At 44.4% G+C, this 16,062-nt stretch carries 19 protein-coding genes; all 19 read right to left on the reverse strand.

Annotation, left to right across the window (positions count from 1 at the left end):
• Positions 1 to 122 precede the first annotated feature (122 nt).
• A complete protein-coding gene (locus AB4Z30_RS14105) occupies positions 123 to 1,658 on the reverse strand; it encodes a sigma-70 family RNA polymerase sigma factor (protein ID WP_441927339.1) in 1,536 nt (511 codons plus the stop codon).
• Positions 1,659 to 1,885: 227 nt separating this feature from the next.
• The gene (gene gerQ / locus AB4Z30_RS14110) at positions 1,886 to 2,347 is read right to left on the reverse strand and encodes a spore coat protein GerQ (RefSeq protein WP_434752968.1); all 462 of its coding nucleotides are present in this window, start codon (positions 2,345 to 2,347) and stop codon (positions 1,886 to 1,888) included.
• Between the two features lie 114 nt (positions 2,348 to 2,461).
• Positions 2,462 to 2,884 carry a cell wall hydrolase gene (locus tag AB4Z30_RS14115; protein WP_251503986.1) on the reverse strand — a complete coding sequence of 141 codons (423 nt, stop codon included), beginning with the start codon at positions 2,882 to 2,884 and terminating at the stop codon, positions 2,462 to 2,464.
• Positions 2,885 to 3,062: 178 nt separating this feature from the next.
• Positions 3,063 to 4,823 (reverse strand): hypothetical protein, encoded by a 1,761-nt coding sequence (locus AB4Z30_RS14120; RefSeq protein ID WP_441927341.1) that lies wholly within the window; start codon positions 4,821 to 4,823, stop codon positions 3,063 to 3,065.
• Positions 4,824 to 4,968: 145 nt separating this feature from the next.
• Positions 4,969 to 5,718 (reverse strand): SDR family NAD(P)-dependent oxidoreductase, encoded by a 750-nt coding sequence (locus tag AB4Z30_RS14125; protein WP_441927343.1) that lies wholly within the window; start codon positions 5,716 to 5,718, stop codon positions 4,969 to 4,971.
• A 207-nt stretch (positions 5,719 to 5,925) separates the two neighbouring features.
• Positions 5,926 to 6,324, reverse strand: coding sequence for a DUF2500 domain-containing protein (locus AB4Z30_RS14130; protein ID WP_441927345.1), 399 nt, complete (start codon positions 6,322 to 6,324; stop codon positions 5,926 to 5,928).
• Between the two features lie 208 nt (positions 6,325 to 6,532).
• Positions 6,533 to 7,144: a C39 family peptidase gene (locus AB4Z30_RS14135; RefSeq protein WP_441927347.1), complete on the reverse strand. Its 612-nt coding sequence runs from the start codon at positions 7,142 to 7,144 to the stop codon at positions 6,533 to 6,535.
• Complete coding sequence (locus AB4Z30_RS14140) at positions 7,141 to 7,695, reverse strand: GNAT family N-acetyltransferase (protein ID WP_441927349.1); 555 nt, start codon at positions 7,693 to 7,695, stop codon at positions 7,141 to 7,143. The genes AB4Z30_RS14135 and AB4Z30_RS14140 overlap by 4 nt, the downstream gene beginning before the upstream one ends.
• A 67-nt stretch (positions 7,696 to 7,762) precedes the next feature.
• A complete protein-coding gene (locus tag AB4Z30_RS14145) occupies positions 7,763 to 8,248 on the reverse strand; it encodes an AAA family ATPase (protein ID WP_441927351.1) in 486 nt (161 codons plus the stop codon).
• Between the two features lie 32 nt (positions 8,249 to 8,280).
• Positions 8,281 to 8,847 carry a GNAT family N-acetyltransferase gene (locus AB4Z30_RS14150; RefSeq protein WP_441927353.1) on the reverse strand — a complete coding sequence of 189 codons (567 nt, stop codon included), beginning with the start codon at positions 8,845 to 8,847 and terminating at the stop codon, positions 8,281 to 8,283.
• 63 nt (positions 8,848 to 8,910) lie between these two features.
• Complete coding sequence (locus AB4Z30_RS14155) at positions 8,911 to 9,993, reverse strand: CHAP domain-containing protein (RefSeq protein WP_441927355.1); 1,083 nt, start codon at positions 9,991 to 9,993, stop codon at positions 8,911 to 8,913.
• An 85-nt stretch (positions 9,994 to 10,078) separates the two neighbouring features.
• Entirely contained in the window at positions 10,079 to 10,555 is a 477-nt protein-coding gene (locus AB4Z30_RS14160) for a GNAT family N-acetyltransferase (RefSeq protein ID WP_441927357.1), read from the reverse strand.
• 24 nt (positions 10,556 to 10,579) lie between these two features.
• Positions 10,580 to 11,368 carry an HAD family hydrolase gene (locus AB4Z30_RS14165; RefSeq protein WP_441927359.1) on the reverse strand — a complete coding sequence of 263 codons (789 nt, stop codon included), beginning with the start codon at positions 11,366 to 11,368 and terminating at the stop codon, positions 10,580 to 10,582.
• 32 nt (positions 11,369 to 11,400) lie between these two features.
• Complete coding sequence (locus tag AB4Z30_RS14170) at positions 11,401 to 12,180, reverse strand: phosphotransferase family protein (protein WP_441927361.1); 780 nt, start codon at positions 12,178 to 12,180, stop codon at positions 11,401 to 11,403.
• A gap of 56 nt (positions 12,181 to 12,236) precedes the next feature.
• Positions 12,237 to 12,572: a hypothetical protein gene (locus tag AB4Z30_RS14175; protein WP_434750884.1), complete on the reverse strand. Its 336-nt coding sequence runs from the start codon at positions 12,570 to 12,572 to the stop codon at positions 12,237 to 12,239.
• A 45-nt stretch (positions 12,573 to 12,617) separates the two neighbouring features.
• Positions 12,618 to 13,190, reverse strand: a complete 573-nt coding sequence (locus AB4Z30_RS14180; protein ID WP_441927363.1) for a histidine phosphatase family protein — start codon at positions 13,188 to 13,190, stop codon at positions 12,618 to 12,620.
• 498 nt (positions 13,191 to 13,688) lie between these two features.
• Positions 13,689 to 14,048, reverse strand: coding sequence for a hypothetical protein (locus AB4Z30_RS14185; protein ID WP_441927365.1), 360 nt, complete (start codon positions 14,046 to 14,048; stop codon positions 13,689 to 13,691).
• A gap of 193 nt (positions 14,049 to 14,241) precedes the next feature.
• Positions 14,242 to 14,451 (reverse strand): hypothetical protein, encoded by a 210-nt coding sequence (locus AB4Z30_RS14190; protein ID WP_441927367.1) that lies wholly within the window; start codon positions 14,449 to 14,451, stop codon positions 14,242 to 14,244.
• A gap of 232 nt (positions 14,452 to 14,683) precedes the next feature.
• The gene (locus AB4Z30_RS14195) at positions 14,684 to 15,961 is read right to left on the reverse strand and encodes a WD40/YVTN/BNR-like repeat-containing protein (protein WP_441927369.1); all 1,278 of its coding nucleotides are present in this window, start codon (positions 15,959 to 15,961) and stop codon (positions 14,684 to 14,686) included.
• Positions 15,962 to 16,062 lie beyond the last annotated feature (101 nt).

Below are 16,062 nucleotides of genomic sequence, written 5' to 3' on the forward strand. Positions count from 1 at the left end.
GGCAGACTTCGCGTGTAGAATCATTCTACACACGGGACAGTGTTATCATGCTTCTTTGTTCTTAATTGAGAAGCAAATGATTCCTATTTCTCACATAGCATCTTTTCAGTCGGGTTCCAGCGTCAACTGGATTGATGTTTTTTTCCAATAAGCAATCCACCAACCCAGTATTCATCCTCACTCAAGATGCTCCAGTCGATTTCACCATTCAACGCCTGAACGCCCAGTTCCGTCAAAGACAACACAGCATCATGAAATGCCTGATCATGCTGATTATACTTTGGAAATGTTGTCGCTCCTGTCATTCGAATGAGTGCATGTGGCCCTTCCGACATCCTTTTCAAATGAGCCCAGTATTCCAGATCTCCCATACCGAGCACATGCAGCTTGTCTCCTACCTTACGAAACAGGTCATAGGGACGATGAATACCCGTTCTGATCGTTTCTACTGTTGTCTGCTCAATACTACCTAGTCCATTAGTTACGGACGGCAACCTGGACAAATGCGCCTCAAATGCAGCTTTTGCAAACGGGAGTTCATACGCTCCACACTGTAAGTATTCCTGATGCTGACGAATATCAGACGAGGTGTATGCTTCCCAGAACTGTTTACCTGCCTGGAGTTCCTGCTTTTCAATGACATGCCAGTGACCTGACAAACTTCCGATCTGCTTCGAAGTAAGCTGCCCCAGCCCCCTGAAAAACTCCACCTCCGGGTAAGAATCGATACAAAGAAGATTCAGACGTACATTCTGTAGATCCTGTTCACTAAAATAGTGCAGCAAATAGGATAACATCGTTTGATCATAGAGATCGTACTCAAACCACAGCACAATCTCTTTATACTTCTGGAACGAGCGAAGTCTCTGCTCTAGTTCCTTAATTTGCAAATATACTTGCTGCGGTATGCCTAATTGCTCTTCCAATATAACAGCACGATGCTGACGTGCGTTCCTGTCTGCCATAACTGTAGTTACAGGGCCATACGTGTACAATTCCCTCCAAACCAGAATCTCTCCTTGTATACCGCTCTCGCGCAAGCGATTGGCCGCATGATCTCCGTTCATAATATGCAACATCCCTTTACCCCCTTCATGAAATTCGGTGAACATAGACGCCAGATTTCGCACAGGCAATGAACGTTTGAGTTTAGCCCGGGCATCAAACAGCCTTTTCTTCAATGCAGATACATTAACATCAAGGAAGTCCGATATTTCTTTAAGCGTGTAGCCTTGGAAATAAAACAGGTCAACCACAACTTGCATCGAAGATGGCAATTGGGCGATTGAATCACGCAGCGTCTGTTGCAGCTCCTTTTGTATGGTCCAAGCTGCGGGATCATGCGCCTGATCTTCTGTACGAAATACAGTCTCCGTTTCGTCTATGGAAACCACCGAATGCTGCTTGCGTCTGAGCCAGCGATAACACTGCCTTTCTACGATGACTTTGAACCATCCAGGAAAAGCTTCTGGCTTATCCAATTTGCCCAGCTTGGCAAATGCTTCGGTAAAGGCCTCCTGCACCACATCCTCTGCGCCATGTGCATCCTGCAACTGCTGATAAGCCACGGAAAGTGCCATTCCTCGAAACTGGCTTACCAGTTGCTCATAAGCTTCCGGTTCTCCCTCTAATGCTCCTTCAATCCATGATTCCAACATCGTGGACTCCTTTCAGCTGTCATTCTTTGCTGTCTGATTTAGTATATTGATTGCTCAACTTTTCTTTTTCATATGTAAGTGCCACGAACTCTTGATTAGGTTACTTTATTTTCTACCAAAAAAGCAAAAGCCGTCCTGTCTGCAGATGTGCACTGCGTTCAGGACAGCCTATATTCCCCGTATCTGTTATACAAGAATAACTTAGGATGAAGCGAGATAAGATTTGTTTAGAATCTGCTTGGCGCTTGCGGGAAGTTGCCGACAACGCCCGGGTATTGATACAGCAGCGGCTCATCAAACGTTGCGTAGTCGAAGTTAACCATCAATAGCATGATTCTTCTGCCGGTTTTTGGATCACTGATGATGATATGGTCACGCCCAGCTGCTTCAATAATACCTTGGAAAATACGAGCGTTCCATTCTTTGTTTCCTTCATATGTCATGTAAAATGTACCGAATTTACCAAGGTTTAAACGTAAAATATTCTCAATGTATGATTGCTCAAACTGTGGAGCAGTAGTGGAAACGACCGTTCCTGACGGTGTCATTGGGCTTCCGCTGGATACGAGTGGCGGTACACTGGTGGAGCTTGGCGATACCATTCCTGGTGTTGGTGACATCGACGGCATGCCATTACCGACTTTGTAAGATGTTCCCTGAACTTGAGAATTCGCTTGTGCTCCTAACATTGGATTCGCTTGTGCACCCAATACAGAATTGGCTTGCTGACCCATAGTTTGAGTTGGTTGATAAGGTGTGTTAATCACGATAATTCCTCCCTGAATATGAAAATTGGTAATGGATTAATAGACGTCCGGACAGTCTTCTCCTGTTGGACTAAAGAAACAATGTGCCTTGAAACGTCCCGTGTTGGGTTGGTTATACCACGTCGCCGGGCAATCTCCAACCGGTCTGAAAAACCATAACGAGTTACTTGCCGGCCAGAAACGTTCCCCGTTGATGACCCGTTGCGCCAACCGAATCTCGGATTGTCTCGCCCGCTGATAGAAGTATCCCTTCTGCGTGGACTCAAAGCCCCCCGGATTCTGAAAGACCATACGGTTCATATCACGAATGTTGCCAAAATCGAGACAGTCCGCCAGCACACGATTCACGCCAACATTGCCTACCAGCAACATGCCTTGTTCCCCGTCACCCTCGGCTTCTGCTCGCATTAGTCTAGCCAGGAGCTTGACGTCTTCCGAGTTGGTCTTAATTACTGCCATCGTCTGTTCCCTCCCTTGTAGCAGCTGTTCATCACCGTACATCGTATTGTGCAGGAGCCTATTCGGTGACACTATTCCAGATTTTTTCCATAAAAAAAGCCTGGAACCTCACGCAAGGTGAAGTCCCAAAGCTTATTTCTAACACGTAGTTATGCTTTTCCAACCCCTATGAACGCCATTACGGTTTAGCTTCAATCCAATAATCATAGGCATGTACCAGATTGCCTTGATACGCCTTATATTCAGAGAGCAGGTCGGGTAGTTTACTGAGCTGGCTCTCCATCTCCGCTGCTCCTTTTTCGTGAAATGAAATATGTGTACCTTCAAAATTTTCTTTCATTTCGACGGAAATGAGCAGTCTTTTACCTAGTCGATCTGCAATCTCCATTTCCTGACTCACAACTGCAGCTATCCCGTTGGAACCTTCTGCTGTGTTACGAAATGCCATTAGAGATACATGGTCAAGCGTATCAATCATGAACTCGGTCACGGAAATCCCCTTGCCTGGCAACGGAAAAGTATCAAGCCATACTGCGAGATCCGCACTGGTTTCAAGGTTGCTGTCCTTCTTCGTTTCTTCTTGGAAATAGGCGATATTCGATGCCCACTCGGTCAGCAGTGTATCCCTATTAGCCTCCCATTCGGGCAGTGTATACGGCTCAATATCCAGATGGATGCCCTTGAAACGCTCATCCGGTTCTACTTCAGCATTGTAATTTTTCACATAATCGATCAGCCGTTTGATTCGAGGGCGATTTTCCTTTTTTCCCCAGATCGGGTGTCCCCCCATCGCATGAACTTCGATTCCTTGGGCTTTCGCTCTTTTTACAAAACTGCGATAACTAGAGTAGCGTTGATCCAGATCAAGCCGTACATATAACCAGTTGATCTTTTGCTTCTTGGCAAAAGCCAGAATGTGTTCGCCCCCATCATCCGTCACTTGTGAAGCCTCCCAGATATAGGTGCCACGAATCTCGGGTGCACTTGCAGGCGGGTTCACAGGTTTTTCGGGCAACGGTTGATCATTAGGCTCCAGCTCTCCCCAATATGTTAGATCATGTACAGCTGAACCGGCATAGGACTTATGCTCTCGGAATGCAGTAGCGACCTCTTGAAGAGCAGATTCCAGCTGCGATGCGCCTTTGCCAGCAAAGCTGGTGAACTCTTCACCAGGCATCGGCTTGGTATTTACGCCTACAGTAATTTTGGTACCACTCGCATCTGCCCACTGCATTTCCTGTTCAGTCAAACGAATAATCCCGTTACTTCCTTGTGCATTATCACGGTAAGCAAGCAGTGTCACATGATCTACATTTTGAATAAACCAGTGTGACACCGCTTCGTTATCTGCATCTTCAGCAACACGATTGCCCTTGACCGTGTATGAATCGAGCCAGAAAGGCAAATCAACATTCACGGCTATTCCACCATCCTGTTTAGCCTGCTTCAGTACCATTTTCATATTGCTGATCCAGGACTGCACCAAAGGTTTGGCGTCTTCCTTCCATGCAGGTAGCACGTATGGTTTAACATCCAGATGGATTGCATCAAAACGTTCGCTCGCTTCCACACCCTGATTGTAATCCTGTACCCAAGAAGTTAATCGAAGCATAGGACCCTCACGTCCTTGAACGCCCCAGGAGGGATCGCCGCCCAATGCCTCAATGGCAATGCCTTTACGATCCGCTTTGGCAATAAATGCCCGATACACCTCTTTGGATATGGTCATGTCCACGTTTACATACAGTCGGTTAATCTTATGTTTAGCCGCATTCTCCAGCAGCTCATCTCCTGCACTTTTAACAGACTGTGCCTGCCAAACCCAGGCTGCTCGTATATCCACATCTTCTGCTGTAGCAGGTGACTTGATCCCGATCATTATCATTCCTCCGATCAGTAATAACAGCAAAAATACTTTCCGGGATGTTTTCCCGAACATACACTCCCTCCATTCCTGTTCTGTTGTAAAATCACATTCATTATAGCAACCGAGTTATCAAAAACAAATAAGCCCAAGTGCTTAACTTGGGCTTATTTCAGCTTCGAGGAGCTTCGAAAGCCAGCTTCGGGTCGACGTCCCGGTTCTAGTCCTCATATATCATTTTTCGAGTCATGCCACCGTCAACTACGAGATTAGTCCCTGTGACAAAGGTATTAGCAGGGTCGGACAAATACAGACAGGCCCTTGAAATATMCGATGGCACGCCAACTCGGCCAGATGGATGTTGCTCATGGTCTACTGCTTTAAGTTTGGACACGTCTCCAGTCTCAATCCAGCCAGGACTGATACAATTGACCCGAATTTGGTCTTTACCAAGTGAGACTGCCATTGCATGTGTCAGTGCAGTAATTGCACCTTTTGATGCGGCATATGCCTCGCTATTCGGCTCAGACATCATCGCACGAGTCGATGCCATATTTACGATGGCGCCGCCATGTTCATTTTTTTTCATATGCCGAGCCGCCTCCCGACTTGCCAGAAAGCAGCTTCTGACATTCGTATTGAGCACATCGTCCCATTCRTCAACTGATAGCTCATAGGGCGATTTCCACCTGGACACTCCAGCATTATTGACCAGAACATCAACTTGTTTGAACTCTTTCACAGTGGTATCGAATAACTGCTGAATATCTTGCTCCTTTCTTACATCACAATGTACAAAGATAGCTTCGCCGCCCTCATTGCGTATCGAAGCTGCCGCAGCTGCTCCCTCGGCTTCCTGAACATCGGCAAGCACGACTTTAGCCCCGGCAACCGCGTAAGCTTCAGCAACGCTTCGGCCAATCCCTTGGGCAGCTCCAGTGACAACTACAACCTGATCCGTAAATGACATGACAATATTCCTCCTCTTGTTAGACTCTCTGTTTTGTTTTATTTGGTTTGTTATACTGTACCTGTTACCTCATTCTTTTCTTATCGATTTCCTCTAACTCTATACTTATATACAAACACGTTCGTCCCATTAAGAAACGCTTGTCCCCGAATCAGTCAAAAAAAGCTTACGCCACTTAGGCGCAAGCTGTTCCATTTTTAATCTCTTTTAACCTCGCAAACGTTCAGTGTACAGGCGATTCGTTCGTTCAAATCCAATATACCGCGTTCCCTTGAACGAGAGTCGCCCTTCGTCCCCCTCCGCACACATGCCATACTCTTCTCCATTCACTTTGAATTCCAAGCGATCACCGCTCTCCACTTCAAAGGTGACATAATACAACGTTCGTGCGGCAGTCGTGCTGCCGGAATCGGAAGTCGGCTGGCTCATCTTTACTCTTCTGCTGGTGATGCGAGAGTGTACAGTCAGCAGTGGCTCCGCATTGTTACGCCCCCACCTCCATACTTCTTTGCCCATTGATAACAGCACAATACCCAGAATCAGGACAAATGCCACCGGAAAGACGGTTCCAAACAAATCAAACATCCAGGATGATTCAATGCCCATGTCTCTCCCCTCCGTTCATACACTTCGGACAGCCGGAGTCTTGACTCGTCTTCTGTAAATGTATATGCGGACGAACAGAGAACTTGTTAACCTGATGAAATATTTACATCGTATATCTTGGACGGAACCCTGACGTTGTTGGAACCCTGACGTTGTTTTGAATATACTCAACAATCATTAATGTTTTCCATTCAATAGGACGATTTATTTACGCAGATTTATCCAGTGAATCAGGCTGTGGCTCTATTACAATATAAGAGTGGTGACTGAAAGGCAGCCATGTGTTCCATAACGACTCCAGTTCATCTATACTAATCTTCCGGTTGTACTGTGCTTCATCACAATTCCGCTTGAAATCGAGTGATTCTGCCAAATAAAAATGGGTTTCGTCATACCCGACCACAGGGACAAAGTGTAGAAATCTCCGGTCTGCATGAACCCTGATAAACAGGATGACAGGCACGCCGCGACTAATCTGCTTCCTTAACGTATTCATATTGCCACGCAAATACATGGCTGGATACCCCAGTTTTTTGAAAAAAACAATAATAGCTTTTGGATAAAATGTGCCATCCAATAGTTTGCGCGGATATGTTCGATACAGCTCATTTCCTTCGGATTCGATGCCAAAATGCCTTAACACATATGCACTGGAAAAAGCAGCACATTCGACGTTCTTCTGTACTTCTGTCTTATTCGGAGCCTGAATGAAATATGTAGAGGACACTTTGACATTGTACATATCATCCTTCTTCGGTAGGCTGTAATAGCGAAAAATCAACCAAATGATTGCTAGCCACAAAATAATATTGAATATCATTTCAAAACTTCCTTCTGCCCATCACTAGACAACAAACTGTACGTCACAATGTTCTCATAATGATCATATAGCCACTGAGCCTGTCTGGATGTGCCTTCGTTTATAAATCCCATCTTCTCAGGAATGGCTCTGCTCTTGATGTTGTTCTCTGCACATTGAATAATAATTCGGTTTAACTTCAGTTCATTGAATAGATATGTACTCAATTTTTGAATCGATGTTGTGATGATGCCTTTCCCTTGAGCCGATTTCGATAAGAAATATCCAATGCTCGTTGCTTTGTTTTTCCAATCGATATAATGCAAACCGATCATACCCACCAACTCTTCGTTAAACCATACTCCTGCATCGAAACCATTTCTTTCTTCGAAGTTACGTGTCCACATTTCAATTACAGGGTCCAAATCGTCAGGAGATTGTCGTTTATCAACCCACAACAGCCACTCTCTTAGCATCACTCGGTTCTCATCAATTAAGGAGTATAGTTTATCTCGATCTTGCGATTGTATTAGCTTTAACTGAATAGAATCATTGACTTGAAAAGGGAGCATGCGAACCCTCCGATCATCCATATATGATACGTTCTGAACGTTTTCGTCATACCGATTCTAAACTTATCTACCAATTCTTCCTTATCCACTCTGCAATCTGTTTTGCAGCTTCCTCGGAAGACAGATCCGTTGTATCCACCGTTGGCATCGCCGGGTCAAAGGCTTTATCCGCGTTCTGTAACAACCAGTTCGCAAAATTGCGATGATCTTCAATCGCATTCCGGTCCCAGCCACGTGCTTGTAACCGCATCTCACGCGTCGCATCATCACAATGCAGATTCACATAATGAATACGATCAAATCGTTCGATATATTGGGAGGATGCAATATTTTCGGGTACCATCGTTCCGCATAGAACGGTACCTCTTCCGCTTAATGAGATACTATAAGCAACTCGCAGCCAATTCTCTTTGGCAATCTGCCAATCGACGTTGTTGATGATATCCATATCAAAGACGTCAAATTCAGGCAAAAGCTCGCGCACATGTGATGCCACCGTTGTTTTGCCCGTACCGCTCGCACCTGTGATTACAAATAAAGGTAGTTTACTCATTAAAATGTTCCTCCTGTTGTGTTTTATACGCTCTAGTCTCGCTGTAAATCGCTAGATTTCCACTCCTCGGCCCTTAGGCCGTACATTACTCGATGTAGAAATCTCCCATTCAAAAACTCATAATCTCGCAGCTCACCTTCACGTTGAAAACCAAGCTTCTCAGGTATGGCACGACTTCTCCGATTGTCGGTTGCTGCACCAATCTCCACTTTATTCAAGCCAAGCTGCTCAAATGCGTGCTCCATAAGTACGTTGACTGCTTTCGTGATGAGACCATTTCCCTCATACTCCTGACCCAGCCAATAACCAATCTCAGCCTTCCTGTTTTCAAGGTCAATGTCACAATATCCAATCGAACCCGCCAGTTCACCTCGAAACCAGATCCCTAACCAGTATCCCTCCTCTCGCGCGTAACGCAGACGAGTTCGTTCAATGAAACCTGCTGAATCCTCTTCAGTCAAAGTCATGTCAGGAATCCTGAGCCAGGCTCCGAGATGTTCCCGGTTACGATCAATCAACCGAAATAACGCTGCTGCGTCATTGGATGTAAACAGCGAAAGGTACGCTGTATCCGTACCATCTAAGGTGTGCTTAAACATGATGAACCCTCCCAGACGTTTATTCTAAAGCCTCCTTGATCTGCTGCCAGCCAGCTCCAAATCTTAGATCGGTCTATAGTCTCCTTGAAAATGAAATTGGTAGTCGTCGCTGATCCGAATGTATCCAAGAATACAATCTCCTCTGGGTCTGTTCACGATGCCCGAGTAGTTGTGATTATCCACGTTTCCTTCTGCGACGAGTAAATAATCGACCTCACAAGACATAACGATGCCAATGTGATCATGCGAGTTATCGGACAGAAGTTTTTCATAAACGACCAAGTCACCACGCTCTGGCCTGAAACCGTCCTCCTGATCAACATAGAAAAATCCTGTTTCAGGTAATCTGGACCAGTCCAGCCAAGCTCCTACTCCAGCTAACCGGTACGTCCGGTTCGGATAACGAATAGGCAGTTTAATGCCAACGTGCATACAGCAATGATACACAAAAGCTGCGCACCAATTAGACTTGAGTATCGTGTGGATATCGGAATCCGGCCAATACTGGCAAATTTCCTGAAAGTGTTCATCCTCTGGAATTCCGATAATCTTTTGATTAGCCAACTTTTCTGCGTAATCAGCAAGGGCCGATCGTCTTTGTTCACAGTAACCCTGTACTTCTACCGTTGAGTCTCTGGAATCCATTCCATCTACCTCAACCGTCATTCCAAGCTCATACAATGCATGATGTAATCTGACTTTCTCCATCTTCGTTAAACTCTGGCTTACAGGGGAGAATATCATTTGCAACTGGATGGCATCTTTTAAAATCTCTTCGTATGGCCCCTGGAGCTGATTGCACTCCTCTTGATAAAAAATTGCTTTCAGTATGATACTCAACTCTTCCTCGCTGAATAACTGTAAGCCCCGAAGGAGCTGCCATGCAGTATCTGCGCTATTAGGGCCCCGAAAAACATGGATCCCGGTTCTATAAAGGTAACAGCCGTGAAGTAAGCCTGTGATGGCAGCCAGTTCCTGGTTTACTCCTCTTCGAGCCGCAAGCAAGGAAGCGAAACTGGAAACACCCACAAGTTGAATCCACACCTCTTCTTGACCCGAGAATCCTTCGTTAGACATTGCACGAGTGACACGATACACTTGGTCCATTCTGTTATTTTGGGTTCCTATTGTACCATCTGTATTCATCTGAGCTCAGCCTTTCAATACCTTGCGTGTCATCCGGCGACTCGCAAAAGCAAAGTAACAACTTCGTGAGCCAAGCAAACCAACTCTACAGCAGCTGCTTTTTCAAATCCATCCGTATGTACGTTTTCTCGTAACTTGAACCATCTTCATTGTAGTAAACAGCCTGCTTCGTGTACGGCTCCGAGATGGCAAGGTAGCCGTGCTTTGAGATCAACTTGATCATTTTGGGATTTTCGACAGGATCAACGCTCACAAACATTTCGCTATGACCCAATTCTATCGCACGCTCTTCTCTATACCGAATCAATGCTGACCCAGTACCTTGACCACGATATATTTCCTTAACGTATAAATCACTTAATTTAGGAAACAGCTGCCCCTGCAATTTAAGAACACCAAACCCCAGAATGATGCGATCTGCGTCATCGGATTCTGCAACCGTTAAAATGACTTCATTACTCTCCTGCTGTCTCATATAAAGCGCGAATAAATTTTCGTTATTCCGAACAGAACAGAGTCCATTGATGTCCCCAGCAACAGCTGATCTTACGTTAAATCTCATAGCTCTGGACCTCCATACCTTTCTTTAACGGCATTCCTGATACAGCCCCTCCAAAATAACCGCCACACCGTCACATTCATTCGTTGCTGTAACCTCTTTGGCTCTGCTTTTCAGTTCTTCAATCGCGTTTCCCATCGCCACGGGCCAGCCGCATTGTTCAAACAGGCCGATATCATTCGCATCATCCCCAAAAACCATCACATCCTGAAGTGCAACCCCCATGGTATCGCAGATGACTGAAACCGCATGTTCCTTGGAAGCCTTTGGCGCCGAGACCTGCGTTAGTTCCCCTTGATCCGTGATCAATATGTTTAACCGCCTTTCGAATTTACGCTGAAAAGCAGCTTTGTCTATATCCCCTGTAAAAAGAATCTTGGAAGCTTCTTGCTGTTTAAGCTCCATCAATGATTTGACAATCGGCTGGCCTTTTACTTTCATTATTGTCTCTGCATCATAGGGCCTCATGCTCATCCATTCGTCTCTCACTTCTAAACTAATGTCTAGATCGGGATTAAAGGCTAAACAATAATCCAGAACTTCAGCAGTTATCTCAGGTGTAATCCCAATATGGTCGTTACTCCCCGTGTGTCTGCATTCAACATAAGCGCCGTTATAATACACAAATGAACCAAGCTCCAGCAATTCTTCCGGCAAAAAAGCTTTCACTGCCCTCGGTGGACGCGCTGTCGCAAATATGAATTTCATCCCATGATGGGCACATTCCAGAATCGCCTTTACGTTTCGCTCGGAAACTTCTTTGTTTGCCTTCAATAGGGTTCCATCCAAATCTACAACGATTACTGGAAATTTCATAGGCTCTCTCCTATCCCACTTCTGTACACTTTTCAAAAAAAGTTATATATTCCATCTTCGAAATATCGATATTCTTCTTCCGTTAATCTCCGTGTGCCATACGCATCATAAAAGATCTCCTTGTCCCGCTCATTCTCAAATGCATTCAGTTTAGGCCGGATTGCTAAAGCCACATCATACCTGGGATCACCATAGGCAGCTCCCGCCCAATCGATCATTCCCACTACCTCACCATCACGGACAAGAACATTATCAATGGTGAAATCCCCGTGTATTAAGGTTGGCTGCACTCGGCTTGGTCGGTTCATTTTCAAATGAGTGAGCATATCCTCGTTCCCGTCTACTGAATAATGAGCTAGATTATACTCTGCTTTCGTTAATATATGATCAAGCCAAGCGGGCTTCACCTGTTGCCATTCAATCGGACATGGACATTCATGCAGTTGTATCAAACAACGTCCGAAGCTGACAATCGCCTTTTCTTTATCTTTCTGAGGCGGATGACTGGCGAGAAATTGCCTCAACGATATTCCGTCCACATAATCCATCAACAGCCATCTGGAGTGGTTCTCTATGTAAAATGAATGCGTTTTCGGAATAGGGAGTCCTGTTCCTTGAAGAAGCTGCAAAGCGGCATACTCATCAGACAACCAGGCATTGAAGAGTTCGTGCTCTGTTTTTTTGATGACATATCTCTGATCCGCTGTATCCAAAATAGCTACGGTAGATGTATGTCCTTGACGAGGAAAAGTTATTTGCTTCACGCTTCCGATTTGCTCTAATATCTCAGATGGAATATCTGCAATTTGCAAGGGAATTCCTCCTATAAACAGCTTCTTCTCCTATTACCATGTGAGAGTTTTATTCATTATGTAGTCAAGAACTGTTCAATCTTACGCTCAATTTCTGTCCTGCTTTTAGAACGAAATTCCTTGATGACATCCCCATGATTAGAATGTGAATCGAGATTCTGATTGGTGGACACCAGTCTGAGGAAATACTCACCTTCGACTTTAAACTCAGGATACCAACCGAGATCTACCCGCTTATTGGTTCGATCATGTTCTAACAGCATCAAATCTTCTTTAAACTCCCAGCGAATCTCGTCACGAGCATCCGTAAATTGTTCAGGTTCAGCTTCTGTGAAATCATTCCAAACTACCCGCCAGCCAGACGGGATACGCAGAGGCACTAATTTGTACATTATAAACCTCCTTTCTCCTTTATTCCTACTTGAGTCAGAAGCAGCCTAAGTTAGATGTTTAGTACAGTTATATAACGAACAATTCCACTGGGGATGCCCGCTGTGCAAGTGTGTTACCGATGTGTTTGATAGATTTTCCCTGATATCCATATGAGCAAGCAACCTTTTCATAGTGAGACTCAGAAATGCTCCGTGACTTACCACCAATATGTTCTGATCTGCATGTCGGTCAGCCAGGTCAGAAAGACAAGCCCTCCCCCTTTTTACAATAGACTCATGTGACTCAATGCCCAGATCGAGTTTGGACCAGCCATATCCCCACTTGTCTACACGTTCCTGCTCTGTTGTACCTTCAATCTGTCCACAGTCCATCTCACGCAGCCGGGAATCTATACGTATCTCAATTGAATCGGCCTCACCAATGATGCTAGCCGTTTCCAATGCTCTCGACAAATCACTGGAATAAATAACATGCCATGTTTCGGATTTAATTCGGTTAGCAAGCAATTGTGCCTGTCTTCTTCCCTCAGCATTGAGCGGGATATCGGTATGTCCTTGCGTCCGATATTCATCATTCCAGTCGGTTACACCGTGGCGGATAACGCCAATCATAGCCATATGTATTCCTCTTTTCTAGAAACACTCATGCATTCCTGCATCTTCCATGTGAAACGAAGCTACCACATAATTCTGCTACTCGTCAATGGCTGCCTTTAGATCTATTGCTCTCTTTTATGGATTGAGGTTTATTGTTTTATATAATGTGAAAACTAATGTTCCAAATATGCACAAAAGTGATATAGGGTACAAGATCCATTTGTTCACACGATCCTTATATCCGATAACCAAACAAATGATGCCAATCCACGTAATGAGAAGTTGCCAAAAATTCAAACGTGATCCCTCCTATACAACGATTGATGAAATGGGTTTCAACAATTCAAATACTAGTTAATTTTAGTTTACACCTATTTTCTATAAAGCAATAAAGATATCTTACTTCCCATTTTATGTTACGTGACCTATTGTGAGCAAGTATCGTGAAAATTCGATCCAAGACACAAAAAAGCGCAAGGAAAATTACCTCCTTGCGTTCCTCAATATGGCATTGTTTTATTACCAGTCCCTTGTTTTCACGTAGGTTGCATCATAGTCTATAATGACTTCAGTTGTATCTGTAGCTTTTTGCACATCATAAACTACATCTTTTCCATGTAAATCAACTGAATTTGAGTCCGCCTTTACGAATACACCGCAATCCTTTATGTAGATCTCCCCAGGATGCTTAATATCGTATTGTAAACTAGCTGGAAGACTATCGGTTGGAATTTCATTCGAGTCAACATCAATACGCTCAGAAGCTTGAATCATAGATGTTCCTATAATTGCTGCAGTCCCAATTACTACTGCAATCAAAATCGAAGTGAAATTAATTTTCCTCATCATATTACTCCTTATGTTTAAAGAATTATCCATCTGTGACCACCGTATGATATGTAGTATTATATGAAATATAATAGAATATTTCAATAAAATTCCAATATATACACAAATAATATCACACAAGATTAAATAGTGGATTGTAAAAACATATAACTGTATATAAAAAGAACCCCCTTTCGGGGGTAATTCGTTGATACAACTGCATTTTCAGCTCCATTTTCTTTCACTAAGCGTACATCATATCCATAAATCCGCGAGTTACATCTACACCTTCTGCTGGTTCCAGCTGCTCTGTCTCTGCATGTGCAGCCATACAAGCTTTCACGGCATCTTCAGTGGTGCAACGATTGGCATCGTCACATGTGTAGCATAAGTGAAGCATGTATCTTGTTAATTCATCCGCCTGCGTGAATTGAGTTTGACCGTTGGTTCTCATCTTCATCACTCCTTTTCTTCTTGAGTTAAATATAACATCATCTTCATTTAATATTTGTGATTTATTTCACAATGTATTGAAAAAATAAATTAAAATAATAAATAAAGGGGCACTCTCATCCGAGATGCCCCTTCATTTACAATTCTAGTACAGATCAACAGTTAGCTCCACTTACTTCGATTGACATCTGTTACGCTTCAAACTATCCGTTATGTTATACCACAATCGGTGATTACAACACTTGCCAATGTTCTCCGCCGTCTACAGTCTGCAGCAGTAGCGATCGTTTTGCATCTGTATTCTCGACCAGAATCCAGCCAAGCTTCGGTGATACCATCTGCATTTTCACAATTTCAGGATAGTCTTTGAAAATCTTTTCTAAAACGCTGCTCGCAGGATACGCTTTCCACGTTTTTCCCGTATCCTTCGTGTAATACATGATACCCTTCTGCATCGCCCAACCTTCGGATGAACTGAGGAATACAGGTGCCAGGTTGCGATTGATACCCGTTTGTTTGTTCAGATTAAACGCATATGCCTTCCAACTTACGCCCCCATCTGCTGTGAAGAATCCACTGAAGGTCATGCTATCTCCACTGGCACAAGACATGGACATCCAGGCTGACTTGGCTTCACGTCCAAAAAATTGAGGAGCACTAATCGTGAAATTACCACACGCACTGTATTTATCCCGGTCAAAAAATGTGGAAACTATACGCCAATCCTCTCCACCATCTGATGTCACATACAGTTTCGGTGTACCAAACTCTATGGCACTCAAAAATCCGTGCTTAGAGTCCGAAAATGTCAACCCCGTGGTGTAGCCACGTCTTGAAATTTCACCCGTTTTTGATTTATCCTTCTCATCACTGGAAGTCATTCGTTCCCAGGTTGTGCCCCCATCCTGAGTACGATACAGGTTCTTGTCCTGTTTGCCGATTCCCGTATCGAGTGTTGTCAGAACCCAGCCCTTCTCTGGAGAGACAAAGGATATCGCTGTTACCTTGTCCGTCTTGGACAACGAAGACAAACTCCAGCTCACGCCACCGTTATTGGTACGAAGCACAATTGTATCTGTGCCTCCCATTCCCTCTCGAACAATCCAGCCATGCATACGATCTACAAAATAAATACTTTCTCCATATTTTGGATTAGCCGGGAATTGCACATTCTCTGACGGCGAAATGTTGGTCCACGTTTTCCCTTGATCCTGAGTGTAATAGAGCCGGAGCGCATTACGCGTAACTCCCCAGGCCAACCCGCCGTTATCATTAATGAGCTGAAAATCGGTCAAACGAGTCTGAATTTGATATTTAGCCATCTCCGCCGCTTCTGCATTATTGTTTGTCGGAGGTACTACAGTAAGGGTCTGACCCACGTTACCACCGTCATCCTGTTCCGGAAGTTCTGCAGCCGGCGGTGCTTCTGTTTTGGTACATGCAGCCAACAAAATGATGATTCCTATAGACAGCAGTGCTGTCTGCGCGATTTTTTTCCATTGCGAACGCAAGTGGGTTCCACCTCTCTCATCCATCAGACAGACGCGCAAGTCTCTATGACGAAGTTATATTTACAATTCATCAGAATCCACTGCTCCTATTCTACCACAAA

The organism is Paenibacillus sp. 2TAF8, assembly GCF_052114825.1.
GTDB lineage: Bacteria > Bacillota > Bacilli > Paenibacillales > Paenibacillaceae > Paenibacillus.

Bases quoted from the DNA above. Each gene is read 5' to 3' on its own strand.
- AB4Z30_RS14155 (WP_441927355.1), bottom strand. From the start codon at position 9,993: ATGAATACAGATGGTACAATAGGAACCCAAAATAACAGAATGGACCAA.
- AB4Z30_RS14175 (WP_434750884.1), bottom strand. From the start codon at position 12,572: ATGTACAAATTAGTGCCTCTGCGTATCCCGTCTGGCTGGCGGGTAGTT.
- AB4Z30_RS14135 (WP_441927347.1), bottom strand. From the start codon at position 7,144: ATGATATTCAATATTATTTTGTGGCTAGCAATCATTTGGTTGATTTTT.
- AB4Z30_RS14115 (WP_251503986.1), bottom strand. From the start codon at position 2,884: ATGGCAGTAATTAAGACCAACTCGGAAGACGTCAAGCTCCTGGCTAGA.
- AB4Z30_RS14105 (WP_441927339.1), bottom strand. From the start codon at position 1,658: ATGTTGGAATCATGGATTGAAGGAGCATTAGAGGGAGAACCGGAAGCT.
- AB4Z30_RS14140 (WP_441927349.1), bottom strand. From the start codon at position 7,695: ATGCTCCCTTTTCAAGTCAATGATTCTATTCAGTTAAAGCTAATACAA.
- gerQ (WP_434752968.1), bottom strand. From the start codon at position 2,347: ATGTTAGGAGCACAAGCGAATTCTCAAGTTCAGGGAACATCTTACAAA.
- AB4Z30_RS14130 (WP_441927345.1), bottom strand. From the start codon at position 6,324: ATGGGCATTGAATCATCCTGGATGTTTGATTTGTTTGGAACCGTCTTT.
- AB4Z30_RS14120 (WP_441927341.1), bottom strand. From the start codon at position 4,823: ATGTTCGGGAAAACATCCCGGAAAGTATTTTTGCTGTTATTACTGATC.
- AB4Z30_RS14180 (WP_441927363.1), bottom strand. From the start codon at position 13,190: ATGGCTATGATTGGCGTTATCCGCCACGGTGTAACCGACTGGAATGAT.
- AB4Z30_RS14185 (WP_441927365.1), bottom strand. From the start codon at position 14,048: ATGGATAATTCTTTAAACATAAGGAGTAATATGATGAGGAAAATTAAT.
- AB4Z30_RS14145 (WP_441927351.1), bottom strand. From the start codon at position 8,248: ATGAGTAAACTACCTTTATTTGTAATCACAGGTGCGAGCGGTACGGGC.
- AB4Z30_RS14150 (WP_441927353.1), bottom strand. From the start codon at position 8,847: ATGTTTAAGCACACCTTAGATGGTACGGATACAGCGTACCTTTCGCTG.
- AB4Z30_RS14160 (WP_441927357.1), bottom strand. From the start codon at position 10,555: ATGAGATTTAACGTAAGATCAGCTGTTGCTGGGGACATCAATGGACTC.
- AB4Z30_RS14165 (WP_441927359.1), bottom strand. From the start codon at position 11,368: ATGAAATTTCCAGTAATCGTTGTAGATTTGGATGGAACCCTATTGAAG.
- AB4Z30_RS14190 (WP_441927367.1), bottom strand. From the start codon at position 14,451: ATGAGAACCAACGGTCAAACTCAATTCACGCAGGCGGATGAATTAACA.